19 protein-coding genes are annotated in these 18,008 nt (G+C 64.6%); 13 read left to right on the plus strand and 6 right to left on the minus strand.

The window, feature by feature from the left end; translation table 11 throughout:
• Window positions 1-79: 79 nt before the first annotated feature.
• Window positions 80-1,381 carry a Fic family protein gene (locus GT613_RS03230; RefSeq protein ID WP_021410291.1) on the plus strand — a complete coding sequence of 434 codons (1,302 nt, stop codon included), beginning with the start codon at window positions 80-82 and terminating at the stop codon, window positions 1,379-1,381.
• A 104-nt stretch (window positions 1,382-1,485) separates the two neighbouring features.
• Here the strand turns inward: GT613_RS03230 and GT613_RS03235 are convergent, their stop codons facing one another.
• The 5 genes from GT613_RS03235 to GT613_RS03255 form a co-directional block, all read right to left on the minus strand.
• Window positions 1,486-2,535, minus strand: coding sequence for an ABC transporter ATP-binding protein (locus GT613_RS03235; protein ID WP_009304660.1), 1,050 nt, complete (start codon window positions 2,533-2,535; stop codon window positions 1,486-1,488).
• A complete protein-coding gene (locus tag GT613_RS15740) occupies window positions 2,532-3,659 on the minus strand; it encodes an ABC transporter ATP-binding protein (protein ID WP_009304659.1) in 1,128 nt (375 codons plus the stop codon). The genes GT613_RS03235 and GT613_RS15740 overlap by 4 nt, the downstream gene beginning before the upstream one ends.
• Window positions 3,660-3,663: 4 nt before the next feature.
• A complete protein-coding gene (nikC, locus tag GT613_RS03245; RefSeq protein WP_015760477.1) occupies window positions 3,664-4,596 on the minus strand; it encodes a nickel transporter permease in 933 nt (310 codons plus the stop codon).
• Between the two features lie 5 nt (window positions 4,597-4,601).
• Complete coding sequence (locus GT613_RS03250; RefSeq protein ID WP_009304657.1) at window positions 4,602-5,621, minus strand: ABC transporter permease; 1,020 nt, start codon at window positions 5,619-5,621, stop codon at window positions 4,602-4,604.
• Between the two features lie 261 nt (window positions 5,622-5,882).
• The gene (locus GT613_RS03255) at window positions 5,883-7,517 is read right to left on the minus strand and encodes an ABC transporter substrate-binding protein (RefSeq protein ID WP_009304656.1); all 1,635 of its coding nucleotides are present in this window, start codon (window positions 7,515-7,517) and stop codon (window positions 5,883-5,885) included.
• A gap of 575 nt (window positions 7,518-8,092) precedes the next feature.
• On the opposite strand from GT613_RS03255, the gene GT613_RS03260 reads away from it, so the two are divergent.
• From GT613_RS03260 to GT613_RS03300, 9 genes are all read left to right on the plus strand, one after another.
• On the plus strand, window positions 8,093-9,478 hold the full coding sequence (locus GT613_RS03260; protein WP_009304655.1) for a TrpB-like pyridoxal phosphate-dependent enzyme: 1,386 nt from the start codon (window positions 8,093-8,095) through the stop codon (window positions 9,476-9,478).
• Between the two features lie 68 nt (window positions 9,479-9,546).
• On the plus strand, window positions 9,547-10,245 hold the full coding sequence (locus GT613_RS03265; RefSeq protein ID WP_009608316.1) for an ATP-binding cassette domain-containing protein: 699 nt from the start codon (window positions 9,547-9,549) through the stop codon (window positions 10,243-10,245).
• Window positions 10,242-11,033, plus strand: coding sequence for an iron export ABC transporter permease subunit FetB (gene fetB / locus GT613_RS03270; protein ID WP_009304652.1), 792 nt, complete (start codon window positions 10,242-10,244; stop codon window positions 11,031-11,033). The genes GT613_RS03265 and fetB overlap by 4 nt, the downstream gene beginning before the upstream one ends.
• Before the next feature lie 40 nt (window positions 11,034-11,073).
• Complete coding sequence (locus GT613_RS03275; protein WP_009304651.1) at window positions 11,074-11,418, plus strand: hypothetical protein; 345 nt, start codon at window positions 11,074-11,076, stop codon at window positions 11,416-11,418.
• 33 nt (window positions 11,419-11,451) lie between these two features.
• Window positions 11,452-12,588, plus strand: a complete 1,137-nt coding sequence (locus GT613_RS03280) for a hypothetical protein (RefSeq protein WP_009304650.1) — start codon at window positions 11,452-11,454, stop codon at window positions 12,586-12,588.
• Between the two features lie 158 nt (window positions 12,589-12,746).
• Complete coding sequence (locus tag GT613_RS03285) at window positions 12,747-13,382, plus strand: DAK2 domain-containing protein (RefSeq protein ID WP_009304649.1); 636 nt, start codon at window positions 12,747-12,749, stop codon at window positions 13,380-13,382.
• Window positions 13,383-13,452: 70 nt separating this feature from the next.
• Window positions 13,453-14,451: a dihydroxyacetone kinase subunit DhaK gene (locus GT613_RS03290; RefSeq protein ID WP_009304648.1), complete on the plus strand. Its 999-nt coding sequence runs from the start codon at window positions 13,453-13,455 to the stop codon at window positions 14,449-14,451.
• A 10-nt stretch (window positions 14,452-14,461) separates the two neighbouring features.
• A complete protein-coding gene (locus GT613_RS03295) occupies window positions 14,462-15,313 on the plus strand; it encodes a class II fructose-bisphosphate aldolase (RefSeq protein ID WP_009304647.1) in 852 nt (283 codons plus the stop codon).
• Between the two features lie 170 nt (window positions 15,314-15,483).
• The gene (locus GT613_RS03300) at window positions 15,484-15,807 is read left to right on the plus strand and encodes a VOC family protein (protein ID WP_009304646.1); all 324 of its coding nucleotides are present in this window, start codon (window positions 15,484-15,486) and stop codon (window positions 15,805-15,807) included.
• 263 nt (window positions 15,808-16,070) lie between these two features.
• Here the strand turns inward: GT613_RS03300 and GT613_RS03305 are convergent, their stop codons facing one another.
• Window positions 16,071-16,484, minus strand: coding sequence for a YbaN family protein (locus GT613_RS03305; RefSeq protein WP_009304645.1), 414 nt, complete (start codon window positions 16,482-16,484; stop codon window positions 16,071-16,073).
• A 346-nt stretch (window positions 16,485-16,830) separates the two neighbouring features.
• Between GT613_RS03305 and infC the strand changes: the two genes are divergently transcribed.
• From infC to rplT, 3 genes are read left to right on the plus strand one after another with little or no spacing between them, the layout of a single operon-like run.
• On the plus strand, window positions 16,831-17,427 hold the full coding sequence (infC, locus tag GT613_RS03310; protein WP_009304644.1) for a translation initiation factor IF-3: 597 nt from the start codon (window positions 16,831-16,833) through the stop codon (window positions 17,425-17,427).
• Window positions 17,420-17,617 (plus strand): 50S ribosomal protein L35, encoded by a 198-nt coding sequence (gene rpmI / locus GT613_RS03315; RefSeq protein ID WP_009304643.1) that lies wholly within the window; start codon window positions 17,420-17,422, stop codon window positions 17,615-17,617. Before infC ends, rpmI begins: the two co-directional genes overlap by 8 nt.
• Window positions 17,618-17,640: 23 nt before the next feature.
• Window positions 17,641-17,994: a 50S ribosomal protein L20 gene (rplT, locus tag GT613_RS03320; RefSeq protein WP_009304642.1), complete on the plus strand. Its 354-nt coding sequence runs from the start codon at window positions 17,641-17,643 to the stop codon at window positions 17,992-17,994.
• Window positions 17,995-18,008 lie beyond the last annotated feature (14 nt).

Raw genomic sequence — 18,008 nt, forward strand, 5'->3', positions numbered from 1 at the left:
CCGTTCCCTTGTTGGCATTCGAACGAGAAGCACGTATCATGAACTATCAAAATCTATCAAATCGAGGAGGGGCGATCTGGTGGAGACGAAGACGGCCGCCATGTCCGATGCGACGGTGCGGCAGATGATCTCGCTTTTGAAGGATCCGGTGTTCTGCGGCCTGCGCGTGTTGGCGGACGAGCGTCCGCTGACGCGCGAAGAGTTCGAAATGCTTGCTATGCCGGAGGGCGTCTCGCGCGAGCAGACGTGGGACATCCTCAACGCGCTGCGGCGCCAGACGGCCGTCGAACTGCCGTTTCGCGATGGGGAAGGGCGGCGCGGTTGGTACTATCCCACGCGCTCGATCGTGGCGAACCTCGACGATATCGACAAGCGCTGCCATGCAGGGTCGTGGCTCGATTTGGCCGTGCGTTCGCGCAACGCCACGTACTTTCTGGTAGAGGCGCACGTGGACGAGGCCGTTGCGACGCTGAAAGAGGACGGTTTGTCCATCGGTTACGAGAAGGCGCGCGAGGTGCTGCTTTCCGAGCGCGACCCGGAAACCTCGGAAGAGCGCCTCCTTTTGAACTGGCATCGAACCGCCTGGCATCTTGAGGAGCTTGCCGGAAGGCCTTGCACGCCCGAGATCGTCCTCGAGGTGTACGAACGGGTTTCGCGCGGCGTGGAGCGCCAGGTCACCCGTTCGTCGCGACAGGGTTCCCGCTTGTGGAAGCGCAAGCCGCTCGATCGCTCTGCGGCGCTCGCGCTCGTGTCGAAGATCATCGAGGAGAACAGCGAAACGTATGCCGAGCATCCGCTGTTGCTGGCCTTGGGCGTCCGCCACCTGTTCATGAGCGTGCACCCGCTGCCGGATTGGAACGGCGCCGTGTGCTCGCTCATGATGAAGCTGTTGTTCAGGAAGACGGAACGGCCCGTGTTGGCGTACGTGCCCATCGTGAAGCCTATGGGCGCCTGGGAAAGCGGCATCCTTCGCCCGCCCGCCGTCATGTCGCTGGTGAAAGACGCCGCCGTCCTCGTTGACGGCGAGGTCGACTACACCATCCACATCGACGTGGCGACGGGTTTGGTGCGCAAGAAGCTGGACGAGGTCGAAGCGGAGCTCAAACGCATGCTCAAACGTGATGAGGCGTTCGTGCGCGCGCTGCGAAACGACGTAGACGTCAATCATCGGCAGCGCTCCGTGCTGCAGATGGCCCTCAGCAATCCTGAGGCGGTGTTTCGCATCGAGTCGCATCAGAAAACCCACAAGGTCGCTTACGCCACGGCGCGTGCCGACCTGTACGGTCTCGTCGACCTTGGGTTTTTGAAGTGCGTCCGCACGAAGCGCGCCTTTGAGTTCCCCGTGACCCCCGGCCTTCGCCAGCTGTTGACGCGCTCTTGACGTGCTTTCGCAAAAAAGCGCCCGGACATGAAAAAGCCTCCCATTTCTCATGTCCGAGAAATGGGAGGCGGTTCGATCGCGCGGGGGCGGCGAGGTTCTCGTTGTCAGATCACGGCCGTCCCGGGGCCGCCTTTGTCGTAGCGGTGGCAGGCCACGCAATGATCGGGCTTCACCTCGACCAAAGGAGGCATGATCTCGTCGCAGCCGTTCACCTTCGCGAAGCAGCGGCTGGCGAAGCGGCAGCCCGGCGGCGGGTCGATGGGCGAGGGCACGTCGCCTTCCAGGATGATGCGCTCCTTCTTGGCGGCGGGGTCGACCGACGGGATGGCCGACAGCAGCGCCTGCGTGTACGGCGACAGCGGGTCGGCGTACAGCGCGTTCTTGGGGGCGATCTCCATCATCTTGCCCAGGTACATGACGCCCACGCGGTCGGACACGTGCTTCACCACGTTCAGGCCGTGCGCGATGAACAGGTACGTCAGGCCGAACTGCTCTTTCAGCTCGTCCAGCAGGTTCAGCACCTGCGCCTGGATGGACACGTCCAGCGCCGACACGGGCTCGTCGCACACGATGAGCTTCGGGTTCACGGCCAGGGCGCGCGCGATGCCCACGCGCTGGCGCTGGCCGCCCGAGAACTCGTGGGGATAGCGGTTGCGCATGTAGTTCGCCAGGCCCACGCGCTCTAACAGCTCGTTCACGCGATCCTCCACCTGGTCTTTCGGCAGGATGTTGTTCGTGATGATGGGCTCGGCGATGATGTCGCCGATGCGCATGCGCGGGTTGAGCGACGCGTAGGGATCCTGGAAGATCAGCTGGATGTCTTTGCAGTACTGCTTGCGCTCGGCCGGCTTCATCGCCGTCAGCTCTTTGCCGTCGAAGACGATTTTGCCCGACGTGGGCTTCAGCAGGTTCACCAGCATCTTGCCTACGGTGGTTTTGCCGCAGCCCGATTCGCCCACCAGGCCGAACGCCTCTCCCTTGCGGATTTGGAAGCTCACGTCGTCCACGGCCTGCACGTAGGAGGTCGCCTTGCCGAAGAAGTTCGTGTCTGCGGCGAAACGCTTCGTGAGGTGCTGGACGTCGAGCAGGATGTCCTGCTCGACCGCGCCCGCTTGCGCGGACGCGGTCGCGTTGCTCGCGGTGTTCTCGCTCATCGGCTCGCCTCCTCTTCCTTCTCGATCTCCTCGATCTCCGCCTCGCGCAGATCTTCGGCAGCCAACAGCGCCTCGGCGGTCTCCACCTCGCGCGCCGCTTCGACGTCGGCCAGCGCCTCGGCCTCGGCTCGGGCGATGGCTTCCTCGCTCTTCACTTCTCCGTCGGCGCTCTCGTACAGGAAGCAGCGCACCTTATGGCCGTCGACGTCCACAAGCTCGGGAACCTTCGTGCGGCAGATGTCCATGCAGGAGTCGCAGCGGTCTGAGAAATGGCAGCCCGGCGGCATCTCCAACGGGTTCGGCACCATGCCCTTGATCATGTACAGGCGCTTCGAATCGTCGTCCTCCAGGCGGGGGATGGACTTCAGCAGGCCCAGCGTGTAGGGGTGCATCGGGTGGTCGAACAGCGTGCGCACCTCGGCTTCCTCCACCACCTGGCCGCAGTACATGACCACCACGCGGTCGGCCGTCTCCGACACCACGCCCAGATCGTGCGTGATCAGCAGCACGGCCATGCCCGTGTCGTCGCGCAGGCGGCGCAGCAGATCGAGGATTTGCGCCTGGATGGTCACGTCGAGGGCCGTCGTCGGCTCGTCGGCGATGAGCAGCTTCGGGTTGCAGGCCAGCGCCATGGCGATCATCACGCGCTGGCGCATGCCGCCCGACATCTGGTGCGGGTAGTCGTTGATGCGTGCCTCGGGGCTGGGGATGCCCACTTTGCGCAACAGGTCGACGGCACGGTCCTTCGCCTCGGCCTTCGACACTTTCTCGTGGGTGCGGATGGCCTCCACGATCTGGTTGCCCACGCGGTACACCGGGTTGAGCGAGGTCATGGGCTCCTGGAAGATCATCGCCATGTCGTTGCCGCGCAGTTCGCGGTACTGCTTCTCGGACAGGGTTGCGAGGTCCTTGCCTTCGAACTCCAGGGAGCCGCCGGCCACGTGTCCCGGCTCGGCCAAAAGACCCATGATGGACAGGCTGGTCACGGACTTGCCGGAACCCGACTCGCCCACGATCGCCAGGATCTCGCCTTGATCCACGTCGAAGCTCACGTCTTCGACGGCGCGGACGATGCCCTTCTTGACGGGGAACTCCGTTGAGAGGTTCTTCACCGAAAGAAGCACGGGATCACCTCTTCCTTGCTTTGGGGTCGAGACCGTCGCGCACGCCGTCGCCCAGGAGGTTGAACGCGAGCACGGTCAGCGTGATGGCCAGGCCGGGGAATATCATGAGCCAAGGCGCGCGGAACAGCTCGTTGCGCCCGCGGCCCAGCATGTCGCCCCATTCGGCGGCAGGCGGCTGCACGCCCAAGCCGAGGAAGCCGAGGGCGGCTGCGTCGAGGATGGCCGTGGAGATGCCCAGCGTGGCGCGGACGATGATGGACGGCAGCACGTTGGGAAGCACGTGCTTGAACACGATCTTGAAGTTGGAATCGCCGATGACGCGCGCGGCGGCCACGTAATCGTTCTCCTTGATGGAGAGGATCTCGGAGCGCACGATGCGCGCGTATTCGGGGATGGCCACCAATCCGATGGCCACGACCGCCTTTTCGATGCCGGGCCCGAGCGCCGCCATGATGGCGATGGCCAGAAGGATGGAGGGGATGGCCAGCATCATGTCCATGATGCGCATGATGACGGTGTCCCACTTGCCGCCCTTGTAGCCGGCGATGGAGCCCAGGATGACGCCCACGGTGAGCGAGATGGCCACGGCGGCCAGGCCCACGGTCAGCGTGATCTGCGTGCCCACGAGCACGCGGCAGAAGATGTCGCGGCCCTGGATGTCGGTGCCGAACCAGTGCTGCGCCGAGGGCCCCAGCAGCGATTCGCCGAGGTTCTGCGCGTACGGGTCGTAGGGCAGGATGCCGGGCGCCAGCTTCGTGACGATGGCGATGGCGGCCAGGATCAGGATGAAGATGCCGCTGACGAGCGACGCCTTGTTGGACACGATGCCCGCGAACACGTCTTTCCAGATGCTCTCGTGCTTCTCCTTGACCGGTTGGCCGTTCAGCAGCGCGGCATCGCCGGCCGGCTCCGTGGCGAGCAGCTTGTTCTTCGCCATGCGGATCACCCCTCTTCCTTCGCGCCGTACTTGATGCGGGGATCGAGGTAGGCGTACACGATGTCGACGACGAGGTTCATGATGACGAAGATGACCGCCACCAGAAGCACGATGCCCTGGACGACGGGGAAGTCGCTCTTCAGCACGCAGTCGACGGCGAACTTGCCGATGCCGGGCCATGCGAACACCGTCTCGGTGAGCAGCGCGCCGCCCAAGAGGCTTCCGAACTGCAGGCCGATGACCGTGGACACGGGCAGCATGGCGTTGCGCAGCGCGTGCTTGATGTTGACGGAGCCCTTCGACAGGCCTTTGGCGCGCGCGGTGCGGATGTAGTCGGCGTTCAGCGTCTCCAGCATGCTGGAGCGCGTCATGCGCGTGATGATGGCCATGGAGTACAGCGACAGCGCCAACGTGGGCAGGATGAGGTGCACCAGCACGTCGGCGAGGCCGGCCCAGTTGCCCTGCATGATGGTGTCGAGAATGAAGAATCCGGTTCCTCCCGACGGTTGCAGGAGGGGCGACACGCGGCCGCTCGACGGCAGCCAGTGCAGGATGCCCGAGAACAGCAGGATAAGCAGGATGCCCGACCAGAAGATGGGCATCGATACGCCGACGAGCGCGATGAGCATGCTCACGTTGTCGGCCGCCTTGTTCTTCTTCACTGCCGCCAGCACGCCCAAGGCCACGCCGACGATCGACGCCACGATGATGGCGCAGATAGCCAGCTCGGCGGTGGCGGGGAAACGCGCCGCGATCTCGGCCGTGACCGGCTGGTGGGTGTAGTACGACGTGCCCAGATTGCCTTGGAGCGCGCCGACGATGAAGTTGATGTACTGCAGCCAGATGGGATCGTCCAGCCCGTTGTCGGCGCGCCATGCCGCCATCGCCTCGGTCGTTGCGTGCTCGCCCAGAACCACCGGAGCCGGGTCCGGGGCCAACACGCGTGTGATGAGAAAGATGATGACTGTCACACCCAGCAAAACGGGAATCACCATGAGGATTCGTTTGAGGATGTATTTGAGCAACTGCTGCTCCTTTCTTTACCGGGATCCGTCCGGGCGGCGTGTCGGCGCCGAGCGAACAGGAATGAAGCCGGAGGCAGTGCCTTCGGCTTCGAGCGCGCGTCCGGTTTCGCCCGAACGTGCAGTCGTGGATCGAAAAAGATCGCATGACAGTGTAGCGCACTTGCTCTCGTTTGACGGCAAGAACGCCATGCCGAGCGGTAATAGAACCCAAAAAAGGGGCCGCTCGACGCCGAGCGGCCCCGTCCGCGCGAAGCGAGAGGCTTACGCTTCCTTGGATACGCCCTTGAAGAAGGCAACGCCCGTCGGATGGTAGTAGAAGTCCTTGACCTTCGGGTTGATGCCCAGCAGGTTCTTGGAGTGGGAGATCAGCACCCACGGCTGCTTCTCGGCAACCATCTCCTCGCACTTGAGGTAGATGGCGTCGCGTTCATCGCCGTCGGGCGTGTCGACGCCCTGAGCGATGAGGGCCTTGTACTCGTCGTCCTGGAAGTGCGCCACGTTCATGGACCAGTTCGTGTCGGCCAAGAGGTTCATGAAGTTGTCCGGATCGCCGTTGTCGCCCGTCCAGCCGTAGAAGCAGATGTCGTAGGGATCGGTCTGCACCTTGGTCTTGTAGGTGGTCCAGTCGTACTCGGTGATGCTCACGTCGACGCCTACCTCGGACAGGTAGCCTTGGATCATGTTGGCCAGCTGGCTGCCGCCCTTCTGGTTGTAGGGGCGCGCGGTGGTGTACGTGATGCACTGCAGCGAGGTGATGCCCTTGTCGGCCAGGGTCTTCTTGGCGGCCTCGGGGTCGTACGCCGTCTGCTTGACGTCCTTGGCGTACGGGGCCATCCAGGTGGGCATGACCGAGTTGGCCACGGTGGCGTAGTCGCCGTAGATGGCCTGCACCATCTCTTCGACGTTGATGGCCTGGGCGACGGCCTTGCGCACTTCCTGGTCGGTGCACTGGCCGGTCTCGGTGTTGAACGCCATGTAGTTGATGGTCATGCCGTCCTCGGAGAACAGCTCGAAGCCGTTGCTGGTCACCTGGTCGGCCGACGAGGGGTCGACGCTCGAGATGATGTCGCACTCGCCGTTCATGAGCGAGGTCAGGCGCGTGTTGCCCTCGGCGATGATCTTGAACACGAGGTTCTTGACCTTCGGGGCTTCTCCCCAGTACTCGTCGTTAGCCACGAGGGTGACCGAAGCGCCCTTCGTCCAGTCGACGAACTTGTAGGGACCCGTGCCCTTGGGCTCGGCGATGGGCTGGCCGGGGGTGGCGGCATCGATTGCCGCAGGGGACACGATGGGGGAGGCCAGCGCCATGGCCAGGTTCTTCAGGAACGGGGTGGACGCGGCGCGCAGGGTGATCTTCACGGTGGTGGGATCGACGGCCTCGACGGTTTCGACGCCGTTGCCCGCCTCCTTCTCGCCGAACACGAACGACGCATAGGGCATGTCGGAGTTGCGGTTGGGCTCGAGCTGACGCTCGATGGACTTCTTCACGGCTTCCGCGTTGAACTCGGCGCCGTCGTGGAACTTGACGCCTTCGCGCAGCTTGATGGTGTACACCTTGCCGTCGTCCGAGATCTCGGGCAGATCGACTGCCAGGCACGGGGCGACCTTCGCATCCTTGGCGCCGTACTGGTACAGGCCTTCGTGGATGTTGCAGCTGACCACTGCGGACTCGCCGTCGTCGAAGTACGCCGGGTCGAGCGCGCGCGGATCGGCCGTGAGGCTGTACGTGATGGCGTCGGCCGCGCCGCCGCCCGTCGTGTCGCCGCCGCTCGCAGCCGGCGCGCTCGTGTCGCCGCCGCTGCAGCCCGCCATGCTCACCAGGCCGAAACCTGCGGCAGACACGCCGAGCAGCTCGACGAACTGGCGTCTGCTGAACGTGTTCTTGCTTTCTTCCATTTGTCGTTCTCCTTCCCTCGCACCCCGCGTCGAACGGGGCCCTCCAGCGAGTCGTGCGACTTTGCTGACGCTTTCGCGCATGCTAGCAAAAAAGCGTATCAACATACTCTAGTGCAATAAAGCACTGTGTACCAGGTAATTTACCCCATGGAAACAAATATCGGCCGTCTGCGGCGCGAAAAACCGCCCAAAGGCGCCTGCGGCAGCGCAACAGGCGGGCGCAAGCGGCACGATTATCGGCGCATTCGGGCCAAAATCGCGCTTTGCATTTCGCTGCGCGGCGCGCTATACTGGCGGGCGTACCCGGAAACCGAGCATGAAAGGCTCCCCTTTGCAACCTGTCGCCAACATCGTTTGCGCTGCCAGCGTCCTCGCGACGCCGGGTATCGGCGCATGGTGGTGGAGCAGAACGCATTAATCCCGGGTCCCCTGGCTTCTGTTCACGCACACATACTTATCAGAAGAGCCCTCGGAGATCCGGGGGCTCTTTTCGTGCGAGCTGCACGAACCGAAGCCGACTGCGAACATCCGCGGCGGGCAAGCCGCGGGACCGACCGATTGGAAAGGAAACGACCATGACCGAACAAGCACCGCATCGTCTGTACCTGCGCGAAGACCAGATCCCGACGCAGTGGTACAACCTGCGGGCCGACATGCCGGAGAAGCCGGAGCCCATCCGGCTGCCGAACGGCCAGGTCGCGCGCCCCGAGGATCTGGCTTCCGTGTTCTGCGACGAGCTGGTGCGCCAGGAGCTGGACGACGACACGGCCTACGTCGACATCCCCGAACCGGTGCTGGAGATGTACCGCATCTACCGCCCGTCGCCCTTGTGCCGCGCGTACAACCTGGAGAAGGCCCTCGGCACGCCCGCCAAGATCTACTACAAGTTCGAGGGCAACAACACGTCCGGCTCGCACAAGCTGAACTCGGCCATCGCCCAGGCTTATTACGCGAAGGCCCAGGATCTCGACGGCATCACCACCGAGACGGGTGCGGGCCAGTGGGGCACGGCGCTCGCCGAGGCGTCGGCGCATTTCGGGCTCAATCTGGACGTGTTCATGGTGAAGTGCTCCTACGAGCAGAAGCCGTTCCGCCGCAACATCATGGAGACGTTCGATGCGCACGTGACGCCCTCGCCGTCCGATACCACCGAGATCGGCCGCAAGATGCTCGCCGAACATCCCGACTCCTCGGGCTCGCTGGGCACGGCCATCTCCGAGGCCGTGGAACGCGCGCTCAACATTCCCGGCAACAAGGGCCGCTACACGCTGGGGTCGGTGCTTAACCAGGTGGTGCTGCACCAGTCGGTCATCGGCTTGGAGAGCTACGCCGCCTTCGAGGAGCTGGGCGAGTACCCCGACGTGGTCATCGGCTGCGCGGGCGGCGGCTCGAACCTGGCCGGCCTCGTGGCTCCCTTCATGCGCGACAAGATCAAGGGCGTGCGTCCCGACACGCGCTTCGTGGCCGTCGAGCCCGCCAGCTGCCCCTCGCTCACGCGCGGGCGCTACGCCTACGATTTCGCCGACACGGGCCGCACCTGCCCGATGGCCAAGATGTACACGCTGGGCAACGGCTTCCTGCCCAGCCCCGACCACGCCGGCGGCTTGCGCTACCACGGCATGAGCCCCATCGTGTCGAAGCTGAAGCACGACGGCTACATGGATGCCGTCGCCGTGAAGCAGACCGACGTGTTCGCCGCCGCCGTCGAGTTCGCGCGCCTCGAAACCATCCTGCCGGCCCCCGAGAGCGCGCACGCCATCTTCCAGGCCATGGAGGAGGCTCGCCGCTGCGCCGAGACGGGCGAGGAGAAGACGATTCTGTTCGGCCTCACGGGCACGGGGTATTTCGATATGAAAGCCTACGACGCCTACAACCGCGGCGAGATGAGCGACCATGTTCCCACCGACGAGGAGCTGGAGGTCGGCTTCGCCAGCATCCCGCACATCGAGGGCGTGCAGTAGGCGCGCGCCCTGCGGGCTTCGGGCCCCGCAGCCTATGCGTTGCGGGGCCCGGGTGCTACTATGGTTCCATGAGCCTTTTCCAAGCCGAGGACATAACCGCCTCCTACCTGCGCGCCGGCGTGCGCACGACGTTGTTGTCGGGCGCGAGCTTTTCGCTCGAAGCCGGCGGCGTGTACGACCTCGTGGGGCCGTCCGGGTCGGGGAAGTCCACGCTTTTGCGCGTGTGCGCCCGCATGCTGGCGCGCGACGGCGGGGAGCTGTTCTTGGACGGCGCGCCGTCCTCCTCGTTCGAGCCGGTGCAATGGCGCCGCCGCGTGTGCCTTGTGCCGCAGCAGCCGGCGCTCGTCGGCGGCACCGTGCGCGACAACCTGCTGCTTCCCTGGACGCTTTCCGTGAACGCGGGCTCGGCGCCGCCGGCCGACGGCGATCTCGAGCGCCTGCTGGAGGCGGCGGACTTGCACGACGTGGAGCTCGGCCGCAACGCGGCGCAGCTGTCGGGCGGCCAAGCCGCGCGCGTCGCGCTGCTGCGCGCGTTCGCCACGCGGCCCCGGGTGCTGCTGCTCGACGAGGTGGACGCCGCGCTCGACGACGAGTCGGCTCGCGCGGTGGGGCGCCTGACCAAATCGCTCGTCGACGATCGCATGGCTTGTCTGCGCATCCGACACCGCGCTGCCGACGGCGTGGCCTGCGGCACCTTCTCGCTGCGCGACGGGGCGCTGTCGTACGCGTCGCGCGCCGACGCCGACGGGGAAGGGACGCGCTCGTGAGCGGGGGCGTCGTCGACATCGGCTACGTCGAGCTGTTCTCCGCGAGCGCCCTCATGCTGGTGGCCGGGCTCGTATCGTGGAAGTTGGAGCTCGGCCAGACGAGGCGCATCGTCGTGTCGTCGGTGCGCTGCTTCATGCAGCTTTTGGCCGCGGGGTTCCTGCTGACGTACCTGTTCGAGTTCCAAACCTGGTGGCTCGTCGCGCTCGTGCTGGCCGCCATGGTGATAGCCGCCACCCAGATAGCCGTGTCGCGGGTGAAGAGCCGCATACCCGGGCTCGTCCCCTCCGTGTTCGTGTCGCTGTTCGTGTCGTCGTTGGTCGTCGGGTTCATCGTGGTGGAGGGCGTCGTGCGCGCCGACCCGTGGTTCCACGCGCGGCAGGTGGTTCCCATCGTGGGCATGATCATGGGAAACGCCATGGCCGCGGTGGCGGTGGCCATCGACAGGCTGTTCTCGGACCTCGATGCGCGCGCAAGCGAGATGTTCTCTCTCACGGCCCTGGGCGCCACGCCGCGCGAGGCCGCCGCGCCTTCGCTCAAGGCCGCCATCGGGGCGGGCATGACGCCTGTGCTGGCGAACATGTCGGCGGCGGGCATCGTGACGTTCCCCGGCATGATGACCGGCCAGCTGCTGGCGGGAGCCGATCCTCTGTCGGCGGCGAAGTACCAGATCGTCGTCATGCTCATGCTGTCGGCCGCCAACACCGTCGCCATCGTGACGGCCTGCTTCATGACGTACCGCAAGCGCTTCGCGCCCGATGGATATTATTTGGACGAGGGCATACGCTAGGATAATCATCTATAATCGCATTGACGTGAAAGGACGATCCGTGGTTGCAGGCGAACCCAAGTTTTCCCATATTACCGTGACGCCCGACGACGAGGACGACGTCGTCATCCAGGCGGGAGCGCGCCCGACGCGGCCCGCTGATCCCGCCCCCGCATCGCCGTGCGAAGAGGAGCCGGCGCCCGAGCCCGAGCCCGCTGCGGCGAACGGCTCCTCGACCGACGAGGACGCGCGGCCGAAGCGCGAGAAGGCCGGGAACGAGGGCTATCGGGAAACCACGATGGACGATCTCAAAGCTGCCCCGATGCCGCTTGCGCAGAAGGTCGTGCTTGCGCTCGCCGCGGTGGGCGTGGTCGCGATCGTCGCGTGGTACCTGTTCTTGCGCTAGCGCCCCCGTTCCACCTGTCAGGAAGGTTCAACGATGCCCAAACATGCTCCCAACGTACCCAAAGGCACCCCCTCCGACCGCTCCGACGAGCGCATCGGCCTCACCGAGGCCTTCTCGCCCGTGGGCGACGCGCAGGCGCCCGTCGACGGATCGGACGAGCGCATCGGCTTGACCGAGGCGTTCTCCCCGGTGGGCGACGGCGCGCATGCCGGCGGTTTCAGCTATCGGGGCGACAACGACGACGAGTACCCTGATGCCATCGAGGCTCTTGAGCCGGTTGACGCTCCTCCGCTCCTGTTCGGCGACGATACCGTAGCCGCGGAGCCCGAGGAGCCCCAGGGGCGTCACGGAAAGCAGAAGAAGGAAAAGAAGCAGAAGCAGCAGATCCCCGCCTATCAGCGCAAATCGCGGCGCATGCGCCGCGTGCTCATCGCCATCGTGGTGCTGCTGATCCTGTTGATCGGCGCGCTGGGATACTTCGCATGGCAGTGGTTCGAGGAAAGCCAGCTGATCGCGACGCAGCAGACCCAAGAGCAGCAGAGCTCGCAGGAAGTGGGTTCCATGCAGACCGACGAAACGAAGGACGCCACCACCGCCACCGCTAAGAAGACGAACGTTCCTAACCTGGCTGCCGTGCTGGGCATGACGAAGGACGAGGCCATCGCCGCGCTCAAGCACGGCGCCACCGAGACGACCTCGAAGGAAGTGAACGAAGAGGGCAATCCCGTCAAGACGAACGTGACGGTGGCCCTTACCGACGAGCCGGCCGACACGCGCTCCGGCACGCCGACGGTGTACCTCGGTCTCAACGAGGACGGTGCGGTCGTGCAGGCGGGCTACTCCGCGGCCACCGCGTCGCTGGGCTACGGCTCGCTCAGTTTCGTCGACGCGGTGAAGAACGAGGGCATCATCGAGAAGACGCTGCAGGAGGCGGGCGTCAATGTGCCTGCGGGCTCGGCGCAGCTTCCCGCCGACAAAACCGAATACTCCGAATACGCGAGCGACGGCACTACGCTCGTCAAGGAATCGTACTCGTTCTCCGGCACGGTCGATCTGAACGGAGCCGCGCACGAATGGTCGGCGCTGCTGCTGTACAACTACTCTACGGCGAACACGTCGGGCAACCTCGCCGACACCATCCGCATCGTATACGTGTACGTCAACGCGTAGCAGGGTTCCGTCAGCCTGGCGGCCGGCGGAACGGGTTGACGCCACGACCAGCCTCGCTGACTTACTGCGCCAACCTGCACGCTTTTCGCCCATTGACCGCTCGATACGTTGCGGGTAGAGTTTGCTGCAGGGCGATAACCGACGAAAGAGGGGCATCCATGATCGATCGGGGCACGTGCAAGGCCATGCTGCGCGAGAGCGCGCGGCTCATGCTGGAGCAGGCCGACCGCTTGAGCGACATCGACTCGAAGTTCGGCGACGGCGACCACGGCATCACCATCACGAAGATCGCCAAGCTCATGGACGAGCGCGCCGAGGCATGGGACGAGGAATCGATCAAGGACTTTCTCGACGACCTGGGTATGGCCGCCATGGCCGTGCGGGGCGGCTCGGCCGGCCCGTTGTACGGCACGCTCATCTCCGGCTTGGGCGCGCAATTGGGCGACGACGAGAACGAGCTGTCTGCCGACGCCGCGCGCCGCATGTTCGCCGGCTGCCTAGCCGAGATGCAGGACATCACGAACGCGCAGGTGGGCGACAAGACCATGATGGACGCGCTCATCCCCGCCGTGGAGGCCGCGCAGGCGTGCGAGGCCGAAGGCGACGACGCGGCAGCTGTGTTCGCGGCCGCGGCAGAGGCTGCCGAGGCCGGCGCGCGGGCGTCAGAGGGCTTCGCCTCGAAGTTCGGCCGCGCGCGCAGTTACGGCGACGCCACCATCGGCACGCCCGACGCGGGAGCCGTGTCGACCTCGCTGTTCTTGCGCGGGCTTGCAACGGGAGCCGCGCATCATTAGGCAATCGGGCCTGCCGCGTCGTGCGGCAGGCCTTTCTTTTCCGGCTGTCAAACGACTGAGGAGGAGCACCATGCAGATGAAGAAGTTCATCAACGATCCCGAGAACCTCACCGCCGAGCTGTTGGAGGGCCTGGCCCTGGCCAATCCCGACATCCTCGAGCTGGGCGAGGACAACATGGTGATCAACAAGAAGCTGGCCGAGGCCGATCGCGTCACCATCGTCACGCAGGGCGGCAGCGGCCACGAGCCGGCCATCGAGGGCTTCGTGGGCGAGGGCATGGTGGACATCGACGTGGTGGGCGACATCTTCGCCGCGCCCGGTCCGCAGGCCTGCGTCGACGCCATCAAGCTGGCCGACAAGGGCAAGGGCGTGCTCTACATCGTGCTCAACCACGCCGGCGACATGCTGACGGGCAACATGACCATGAAGCAGTGCAAGAAGCAGGGCCTCAACGTAGTCAAGGTGGTCACGCAGGAGGACGTGTCGAACGCCCCGCGCGAGAACGCCGACGACCGCCGCGGCCTGGTGGGCTGCATCCCCACGTACAAGATCGCCGGCGCAGCGGCCGCCGAGGGCAGAAGCCTCGAGGAGGTTGCCGCCGTCGCGCAGCGCTTCGCCGACAACATGGCCACCTTGGCCGTGGCCGTGCGCGGCGCCACGCATCCGCAGACGGGCACGCTTCTGGCCGAGCTCGGCGATGACGAGATGGAAATCGGCATGGGCCAGCACGGCGAGGAGGGCGGCGGACGCCAGCCCATGAAGTCCGCCGACGAGACGGCCGCCATCATGGTGAACGCGCTGGCGAAGGACATCGGCATCCAGCCGGGCGAGAAGGTCATGCTCATCGTGAACGGCTCGGGCGCCACCACGCTCATGGAGCAGCTCATCGTGTACCGAGCCGCGGTCAAGGAGCTGGCGAAGCAGGACATCGAAGTGGTCGCGAACTTCGTCGGCGAGATGCTGACCGTGCAGGAGCAGGCCGGTTTCCAGATGTTCATGGCGCGCATGGACGACGAGCTGCTGCGTCTGTGGAACGCGCCCTGCAACACGCCGTACCTGAAGAAGTAGGAGGAGGGTCATGCTCGCTTCCCTGAGCTCCGTCCTCGCCTGGGCGGAAGAGAACGGCTGCGCTGCCGCGGCCTTCGACACGCCGAACCTGGAGCTTCTGCTCGCAGCCATCGGCGCGGCCGAGCATCGCGGCGAGCCCGTCATCATCCAGCACGCCCAGCTGCACGAAGAGGAGACGTCCATCGACGTGATCGGCCCCATCATGGTGGCGCGCGCCGAGGCTTCGCGCGTGCCCGTGTGCGTGATGCTCGATCACGGCGAGGATATGGACTACGTGCGCCGCGCGCTCGACCTGGGGTTCTCGGCCGTCATGATCGACGGCTCGCAGCTGCCCTACGAGGAGAACGTGGCGCTGACGCTGGGCGCCGTGGAGCTGGCGCGCGAGTACGGAGCCGACGTGGAGGCCGAGATCGGCTTCACCACGGGCCACGAAGGGCTCGAGAACGCCGACGACGACCGGGAGAACGTGTACACCGACCCCGACGAGGCCGCGCGCTTCGTGGCCGACACGGGCATCGACGCCCTCGCGGCCAGCGTGGGCACGGTGCACGGCTTCTACCGGGCCGAGCCGAACCTCGATTTCAAGCTGATCGAGGAGCTGCGCATCCGCTGCGGCGTGCCGCTCGTCATGCACGGGGGCAGCGGCCTGTCGTGCGAGGACACGCGGGCGGCCATCCGTGCCGGCATCCGCAAGATCAACTACTTCAGCTACATGAGCAACGCGGGCGTGCGCGCCGTCGAGGCGCTCATCGCCGAAGAGCACCCGAAGTACTTCCACGCCCTGGCCAACGCGGCGACCGCCGCCATGCAGGCCGACGCGGAAGCCGCCATGGACATGTTCAGTATGGTTCCGTCGGCCTGACGGCCGTCGGAACCAGCCGACGCTGCGGCTGGCTGTGGCACCCGATCTTCGCGCGATCCCGGATACTCGCGTACCAAAGTACGCTTCGCCTCTGCGATCCCACGAATCTCGGGCACCGCAGCCAGCCTCGCTGACTTACTACGCCAACCTGGAGACGAGAGGAGATCGGTATGACCGCAACCTATATGCACATCGGCATCCCCATCACGGAGAAGAAGCCGAACATGATCTACAACGAGGCCATGAAGTTCTGGGTGTCGAACGTCGACGACTACGACTACAAGGTGGAGTACCTCAAGTTCGAGGAGGGCACGCCCTTCCCCGAAGAGCTGCATCGTCGCTGGCACGTGGCCTACGCGGTGGACGATCTGGACCGGTACGTCGACGATGCCGACCGCGTCATCTGCGACCCCATGGACGCGGGTCCCGGTGTGCGTCTGGCCTTCGTCGAGAAGGACGGCGCCGTGATCGAGCTCTACGAGGACAAGAACTAGCGATTGGCGGTTGAGCGCGGCCCCGAAGACGGGGCCGCCGCTTTTCCGGATCGGCTTGACGGCGAAACCCCCGATCCGCGGCAGGAATCGATCGGTTTGGTAATCCCGCAGATTCGCTTTGTTTTACGCTTTGAACATGCGACCTGGAAAAACGCCTTCGATCACGCTCGGCAGACCCGAAACGCCGCGGCCGGATCCTCTCCAAGATTACCAAACCGGTCGATTATTGCCGTTCGACGACGTTCCCGCTTCCTGGCTGATTCTTACTCGGCCTTTTCGACCTGGCGGATCAGCTGGACGCGCTCGGGGGTGATGGTGGGGATGCGCACGAACATGAGATACAGCAAAAACGCGCTGACGCATCCGAGGATAGCCCAGACGAGGGGCTTCTGCACGAACCAGGCGGACAGGCCCATGAGCGTGAACGACACGGCCAGGATGCGCACCTTCGTGCCGAGCGGGATGCCTCCGGCTTCTTTGAACGCGGCGACGTAGGTGCGGTACACCCGGGTCGAGATGATCCAGGCGTGGCAGCGCGGCGAGGATTTCGCGAACAGGAACGTCGCGAGCAGCAGCAGCGGGGTGGTGGGCAGCACGGGCACGAACACGCCGATGCAGCCGATGATGCAGGCCGTCCAAGCGCCGGCGAGCATGAGGTAACGAACGATGCGATTCATGACGTCCTTTCCGTCGCGTAAGGCGGTACAGGCTGCAGCCAGTATACCGAAGAGGCTCGCATCGCGATCGTGCGATCGTCGGAACATGGGAAATTAACGGGTTTTGCCCACCTTGCTGAAGATGCGGATCCAAAACCCGGACGAAAAACCCTCATGATTTTCTTGCATCTTAAAAATCCCGTGCTACAATAAGCAAGTTGTTTGTTCAAGCGAGGGGAGACCCTCCACCTGGTTCGGCGCTTTGGCTGCTGATGGGTCGCTCGAATACCGGCTACAAAGCCTGAATACGAATGCGAAACCCGTATGCTCCCAAAGCTACGGGTTTTTATTATGGCGCGGAAGCGCGATGGATTGGGAGGTGAGCGCGATAGCTGCTCAGGAGCCTCGGCTCAACGAAGAGATCACGGTTCGCGAATGCCGTTTGATCGGCTTCGATGGCGAACAGATGGGTATTTACGTGACGGCGGAAGCCCAGCGGGTGGCCGACAACCAGGGGCTCGACCTCGTGGAAATCGCGCCGAACGCGGAACCGCCCGTGTGCCGCATCATGGATTACGGCAAGTTCAAGTACGACCAGGCCATCAAGGCCAAGCAGGCTCGCAAGAACCAGAGCAAGGTCGAAACGAAGGAAATGAAGTTCCGGCCGAAGATCGACGTGGGCGACTACACGACGAAGAAGAAGCACGTCATGCGCTTCCTCGAAGCCGGCAACAAGGTGAAGATCACCATCATGTTCCGCGGTCGCGAAATGGCGCACCCGGAGCTGGGTCTCACCATCCTGGAGCGTCTGGCCGACGACCTGAAGGACGAAGCGGTCATCGAGAACCAGCCCAAGATGGAAGGCCGCAACATGCACATGCTCATCGCCCCGCTGCCTGCGGCAGTCGCGGCGAAGAAAAAGAAAGAGAACGAGAAGAAAGAAGAAGGGAACGACCATGCCTAAGATGAAGACTCATCGCGGCACCGCGAAGCGATTCCGCGTTACCGGTTCCGGCAAGATCATGCGCTCGAAGGCGTTCAAGAGCCACATCATGACGAAGAAGAGCCAGAAGCGCAAGCGCAACTTCCGCCATGAAACCGAAGTGGCCACGGCTGACCAGAAGGTCATCGCCCGTAACCTCGGCCTCCGCTAATCGAAAAGGAACAGTGATAGAACATGCCTCGTGTCAAGCGCGCAGTCAGCGCCCATAAGAAGCGTCGTACCGTCCTCAATCGCGCCAAGGGCTACTACGGTGCGAAGTCCCGTTCTTACCGTGCCGCGAAGGAGCAGGTGCAGCATTCGCTCCAGTACATGTACCGCGACCGCCGCAACAAGAAGCGCGAGATCCGCCGTCTGTGGATCACCCGCATCAACGCGGCCGCCCGCATCAACGGTATGAGCTACTCGGTGCTCATGAACGGCCTCAAGAAGGCAGGCGTGCAGCTGGACCGCAAGGTGCTGTCCGACATGGCCATCAACGATCCCGCGGCGTTCACCGCCATCACCGAGGTCGCCAAGAAGGCTCTGTAGGCTTCGCGTCTATG

Origin of the sequence: Eggerthella sp. BIOML-A4, assembly GCF_009875575.1 — a bacterium.
Classification (GTDB): Bacteria; Actinomycetota; Coriobacteriia; order Coriobacteriales; family Eggerthellaceae; genus Eggerthella; species Eggerthella lenta.

Excerpts from the sequence above, each read along its gene's own strand:
- GT613_RS03280 (WP_009304650.1), top strand. The coding sequence starts at position 11,452 with ATGCCCAAACATGCTCCCAACGTACCCAAAGGCACCCCCTCCGACCGC.
- GT613_RS03285 (WP_009304649.1), top strand. The coding sequence starts at position 12,747 with ATGATCGATCGGGGCACGTGCAAGGCCATGCTGCGCGAGAGCGCGCGG.
- GT613_RS03265 (WP_009608316.1), top strand. The coding sequence starts at position 9,547 with ATGAGCCTTTTCCAAGCCGAGGACATAACCGCCTCCTACCTGCGCGCC.
- GT613_RS03290 (WP_009304648.1), top strand. The coding sequence starts at position 13,453 with ATGCAGATGAAGAAGTTCATCAACGATCCCGAGAACCTCACCGCCGAG.
- GT613_RS03295 (WP_009304647.1), top strand. The coding sequence starts at position 14,462 with ATGCTCGCTTCCCTGAGCTCCGTCCTCGCCTGGGCGGAAGAGAACGGC.
- GT613_RS03260 (WP_009304655.1), top strand. The coding sequence starts at position 8,093 with ATGACCGAACAAGCACCGCATCGTCTGTACCTGCGCGAAGACCAGATC.
- GT613_RS03305 (WP_009304645.1), bottom strand. The coding sequence starts at position 16,484 with ATGAATCGCATCGTTCGTTACCTCATGCTCGCCGGCGCTTGGACGGCC.
- GT613_RS03300 (WP_009304646.1), top strand. The coding sequence starts at position 15,484 with ATGACCGCAACCTATATGCACATCGGCATCCCCATCACGGAGAAGAAG.
- GT613_RS03235 (WP_009304660.1), bottom strand. The coding sequence starts at position 2,535 with ATGAGCGAGAACACCGCGAGCAACGCGACCGCGTCCGCGCAAGCGGGC.
- infC (WP_009304644.1), top strand. The coding sequence starts at position 16,831 with ATGGATTGGGAGGTGAGCGCGATAGCTGCTCAGGAGCCTCGGCTCAAC.
- rpmI (WP_009304643.1), top strand. The coding sequence starts at position 17,420 with ATGCCTAAGATGAAGACTCATCGCGGCACCGCGAAGCGATTCCGCGTT.
- GT613_RS03255 (WP_009304656.1), bottom strand. The coding sequence starts at position 7,517 with ATGGAAGAAAGCAAGAACACGTTCAGCAGACGCCAGTTCGTCGAGCTG.
- rplT (WP_009304642.1), top strand. The coding sequence starts at position 17,641 with ATGCCTCGTGTCAAGCGCGCAGTCAGCGCCCATAAGAAGCGTCGTACC.
- nikC (WP_015760477.1), bottom strand. The coding sequence starts at position 4,596 with ATGGCGAAGAACAAGCTGCTCGCCACGGAGCCGGCCGGCGATGCCGCG.